The sequence below is a fragment of the Protofrankia sp. CiT1 genome, from assembly GCF_917627335.1.
Lineage (GTDB): Bacteria > Actinomycetota > Actinomycetes > Frankiales > Frankiaceae > Protofrankia.
The window spans coordinates 8587-13490 of the sequence record NZ_CAKJTP010000124.1 but is presented as its reverse complement, the minus strand read 5'-3'; the positions used below and the strand labels follow the sequence as shown (position 1 = coordinate 13490).

Sequence of the window (4904 nt, the reverse complement as noted above, 5' to 3'; positions counted from 1 at the left end):
GTTTCGGGGAGTCAGCGCATCGGGCCTGGTAGCACTGGTGTCCACTGAGGTGAGGATTCGGTTTCCACGCTGGGTCGTGAGCGGGCGTGCGTCATCGCGCCGGGTGCCGTGGCCCCGGCGTGAGGGATTTACCGGTTGCGGGAAGTAGCGATTCGACGGGTTATGCGGCGGGCTTTTCGGGTTCGACGGTGACTGTGAGTCCGAGTTTCTCCAGCTGTGCGACCAGTCGTTTCTGTTGAGCTTCGGTGCCACGGCGACGCTGTGCCCAGTCCGGTCCGAGTTCCCGGTAGGCAGTGCCGTCATGGACGATGTGCCAATAGGCGATGAGAATGTCGTGACGGATCGCGCCGACAGCCTTCTGGACGCCGCGGCGTCCCCGGACCTGTGCGTAGTGCGCGGCCAGATAGGTCTCCCGTGTCATGGCGGCGGCGTGCGCGGCCTCGGTCAGCGCGGTCCGCAGCCAGGTGGAGCCCTGCCGGCTTCGACCGGTTTTCGAGGTCCCGGCGGAGGAGTGATTACCCGGGCAGATCCCTGCCCAGGACGCGAGGTGCCCCGCGGTCCGGAAACGGCCCATGTCCATCCCGGCCTCCGCGATCAGACACTCAGCTGTCCGCCGGCCCACCCCGGGTATCGTCATCACCCGCTCCACCAGGTCCGCGAAAGGGGCCAGCATCACCTCGATCCTGTGGTCGACTTCGGTGATCGCTTCGTTGCACAGGTCGATCTGTGCCAGCAGTTGGCGGACCAGCAGTTTCTGATGGTCCGCCAGCGGGCGGCCGGCCAGCGCCTCCCGTAACTGCGGGATCTTCACTCGGAGCCGGCGGCGGGCGAGGTCAGCCAGGACGTCGGGGTCCTCCTCACCGGCCAGCATCGCGTCGATCATCGCCCGGCCGGACGTACCCAGCAGCTCCGAGGCCACCGAGGTCAGCGTGATCCCACAATCCTGCATGATTTTCTCGAGGCGTTGGACTGCCCGGGTACGGTCCTCGACCGTGGTCCGCCGGTGCCGGGTCAGATCCCGTAACGCCCGGATCGGTTTCGGGGGCACGAACGACGGCCGTACCAGGCCATGTTCCAACAGTTGCGCGATCCATACCGAGTCACCGACATCGGTTTTTCGGCCCGGAACATTGTGCATGTGCTGCGCATTAAGCAGCCAGCACTCGAACGAGTTCTCCAACAAGTAAAAGACCGGTTTCCAATATACGCCGGTGGATTCCATGCCGACGAGTGACACCCGCTCACCGGTCAGCCAGTCAGCCAGCCGCGTAAGTCCCGCGCCCGTCGTCGCGAACGTCCGCACCTCGCTGCGCCGGGCGCCACCGCGCCCGGGTGCCCGCACCGCCGCCACCACCGTGTCCCGGTGCACATCCAGCCCGGCAACACGATCGATCAGCACATCCATAGATGACCGTCTCCTCCCGTCGACCCATGACCAGCACAGACCGCCCGGGGAGGGCCTGTCACCAAAGATTCTGAGGTACGCGCTCGCGGCAGCAGGACAGGATTCCTCAGGACCTCCGCGCCACACTGACCTACGGGCTCACAGCACCACAGAGCAACGACGTCGGACCGGACGGCCCCAACATCCTCATCAGGACAGGGTGCCGGCGCAAGCCGGCATGGTCACTGACCTGCGGTGACATCAGATGATCTTCGCTTAAGTTAGTGGTATTGATGCATAGGCTGTAATCGGCCATCGGCCGTGAGGCTAAACGGAACGGCGGAGACTCGCGATATTGAGCGGTCAGCGCGCGGAAATGCGCGGAAACGCTTGGACGAGCTACGCGACCGACTGAAAATCTTCAAGATTGCCGCGAGTCTCCGGCGCCATGACGCGGTCGTGGAACGTCTCGCGGGCGGCTATTCTCCACCGCGGGTTGGTGAGCATTTCCGAGCGTCCCGTCGAGGTGGAGGACCGTGCCGTGCCTGGCCGCTGGGAGGGTGATCTCATGATTGGGAAGGGTGGGAAGAGTCAGATCATGATCTTATTCGCCGTGGCAACGCGGCTCGAACGAGAACACCAACGGGCTACTCCGTCAGTATTTCCCGAAAGACGTTTTCCCGAAAGACATTGACCTTTCGATCAATGCTCAGCCCGAGATGGACGCCGTCGCAGCTTTGATCAAAGTGGTGCTATCTCATGAGCGTGATGCCCTGGCTCCCTGAAGTCGCCGTCCTCGACGCCGTGGCTGGAATCATCGGGCTGCCTTCCGGACAGCCCGATGACGGGGTCGGATACGCGACTCCAGGGTCTCGCGGGCCTGAGCATCGCGGTGTCGAGTCAGGGGCGGGAACCCGTGGGGGCGCGGCGGGCGTAACGCATGCCGGCCGCCGGCCTGGATGCCGCACCGCGTCGCGCCCGTTCGGCGAGCATGGTCAGCACACGTCGCAACGCGAGCCCGGCGGCGTCGGCGCGGATGCTGACCTCCTCGCCCCCGTCGCCCCCGTCGCCCCCGTCGCCCCCGTCGTGCCTGTCGTGCCTGTCGGGCATCAGCGGCAGACCGTCCAGCCTGAAGCGCTCCTGCAGGGCGATGTCCTCAGCCAGGATGGCCTGCTCGAAGCGAGCGGCGTCGGCGAGGCGCTCCTGGTCCCCGCCGAGATCGTCGCGCAGCAGGCGGGTGTAGACGCGGGTCGACCCGGTGTCCTCTGGCTGCAGGCAGAAGAAGATCGTGTTGGTGACGCCGGCATCGGGATACTCGAGCACCAGGCGCAGCTGGAACGGCGGGCTGTACACATACGTTGACCGGCGGCGCTGGATCAGTGGCCGCAGACCGGCCGCGACACCCGGGTCCTCGGGGTTGGCGACGGTTTGGTTCAGGTGCGCCCGGAATCCGTTGCCGTCAGGAGTGACCTTGTACGGGGGGACAGTTGTCTCCTCGCCCGCGCCGATCGTGTCAGCGTGGACAAACGGGAGATGCGCGGTGTCGAGGAAGTTGTCGGCGAGCAGGCCGGCGCATGACGACGTCTGCACCACCTCCAGCCACACCGAGTCGAAGGCGTGGTCGTCGGCTTCCGGCAGGTCGATAATGTCCGCGAACGGCTCCTCGGGCGCAAGCCAGACCAGCCCGTGGCGTTCGGCGGCACCCCAGGCAGGGGTGGCGCGGGCCCGTTTGGGCGCGGGCACGCCCGGCCCGAGCGCGGGTACGGCCGCGCATTCCCCGGAGGCGACGAAACGCCAGCCGTGGTACCCGCAGACAAGTTCGGGACCGTCCACACGGCCGGCCGAAAGCGGTGCCAGGCGATGCGGGCACCGGTCGGCGAAGGCAACCACACGGTCGTCGAGCCGGGCTATCGCCCAGGGCTCACCGAGCAGGCGGATCGGTACTGGTTCGTCGCCGACCTCGGATGACAGGGCAACCGGATGCCAGCCGCGTCGAAGAGAGGGATCTGTGTTTGTCAGCAACTGCGGAACGTCAACCACCTCCAGGAGCAGGGGCCGTCGGATGACGGGCGCGGATGACAGGTCAGATTGCGTTCAGCGAAACGCATGCTTCGATTATGGCGCGTCAACCCTGTTGATGTTTTTACTGCACATCCCGTACGTGACGCAAGGTGACGGTGATGGAAATCTCAGGTGAGTTGGCATCAATGGACCCGAAGTGACGGTGGTCCCTTTTCACGGAATTTTCAGCGGGTTGTGGGCGTGCCGGATATGGCCGGTGCGGGCAGGCGGCGTTCATTTCAGGTGAATAGATTGCCGGCCAGCCGCTGTCCGCTCGCATCCGCCCCGGTCGGGCACAAACACCGAAGATACATCCCGTCGCCGATGGTGAACATGCGCGTAACCTCGCGGCTCTATCGTCGGTGGGCATGTGGGTTGCGCGCGGCCGATCGTCATCCCTGTCACTCTCCCTGTCTCGTGGTCTCGCCGCCGCGCGGCGCCCCGAGGGCCGAAGATGGGTTGATCATGAATCGTCCGCGGGAAACCCGACCGGGTGTGTCACATGATTGTGGCAGTCCCTCATCAGGCCACCGATCAGGCCACTGATCAGAGCGCTGATCAGAGCGCTGACCCCGCACCGCCCCGGACGGCCCGCCTGCACCGGCCGCTGACCGTTGCCGAAGCCGTCGAGATCCTGGCCGACGGGGACGCGGAGATCCTCGCTGGCGGCACTGACCTGGTACCCGCGCTGCGTGCCCGCCAGCGGGAGCCACGCCGGCTTGTCGCCCTGCGCAGGGTCCTGGAACTGCGCTCCCGGGGGGCCAGCGCAAATATGTTGATCATTGGTGCCGGTGTCACCTACCACGATCTGACCGGCTGGTCGCTGTCGCCGGGGCTGGCGGCAATGGCACGGGTGGTCGGCTCCCCGCAGATCCGCAACACGGGCACGGTGGGTGGAGCGCTGGGGACAGCCAACCCGCGGGGGGATCTGTTGACCTTTCTCTCCGCGGTCGGCACCGAAATAGTGATCAACAGCGCGCGCGGGGCGCGGACCGTGGATGTCGCATCGTTCCTGGCAACCGGGCTGGCCCCGACTGAGCTGGTCACAGCCGTTCGGCTACCCCGGCCGTGCGGGCCCCAGGTCTACCTGAAGATCGGTTCCAGGCAGGCCGCGTCGGCGGCGTTGGTCTCCTGCGCGCTGGTCGTCGACCGCGTGCACGAACGGGTGACCTGCGCGATTGGCGGGATCGCACACCAGCCGACGCGGCCGGCCACCGCTGAGGAGTTCGTCCGGCAAGGGGTCGACTGGTCGACCGGGACGATCCCCGCGGATGTCGTGGCCGGGTTCGGCGAGCTCGTGGCCGAGGCCGCTGGGGCCGTGCCCGATCCGCTCCCGGATGACGTCGGCGTCTCGGCGGCGTACCGCCGGCACGCGGCCGGGGTGCTCGCGGCCCGCGCGGTCGGCCGCTGTCTGCCGGCCGCGGCGCCGGGCGCAATACCGGGCAGTGCGGGACCGGGC

At 66.9% G+C, this 4904-nt stretch carries 3 protein-coding genes and 1 pseudogene; 2 read left to right on the top strand and 2 right to left on the bottom strand.

What is annotated here, in order from left to right:
* Positions 1-160 precede the first annotated feature (160 nt).
* On the bottom strand, positions 161-1405 hold the full coding sequence (locus tag MJ785_RS16765) for an IS110 family transposase (RefSeq protein ID WP_239381691.1): 1245 nt from the start codon (positions 1403-1405) through the stop codon (positions 161-163).
* Between the two features lie 475 nt (positions 1406-1880).
* Here MJ785_RS16765 and MJ785_RS16760 point away from each other — a divergent pair.
* Positions 1881-2169 (top strand): annotated as a pseudogene (locus tag MJ785_RS16760) (transposase); the annotation flags it as partial.
* A gap of 115 nt (positions 2170-2284) precedes the next feature.
* On the opposite strand, the gene MJ785_RS16755 reads toward MJ785_RS16760, so the two are convergent.
* Positions 2285-3406 (bottom strand): aromatic ring-hydroxylating dioxygenase subunit alpha, encoded by a 1122-nt coding sequence (locus MJ785_RS16755; protein WP_239381689.1) that lies wholly within the window; start codon positions 3404-3406, stop codon positions 2285-2287.
* Positions 3407-3947: 541 nt separating this feature from the next.
* On the opposite strand from MJ785_RS16755, the gene MJ785_RS16750 reads away from it, so the two are divergent.
* On the top strand, positions 3948-4904 hold a 957-nt coding region (locus MJ785_RS16750), incomplete at its 3' end, for a xanthine dehydrogenase family protein subunit M (RefSeq protein WP_239381687.1).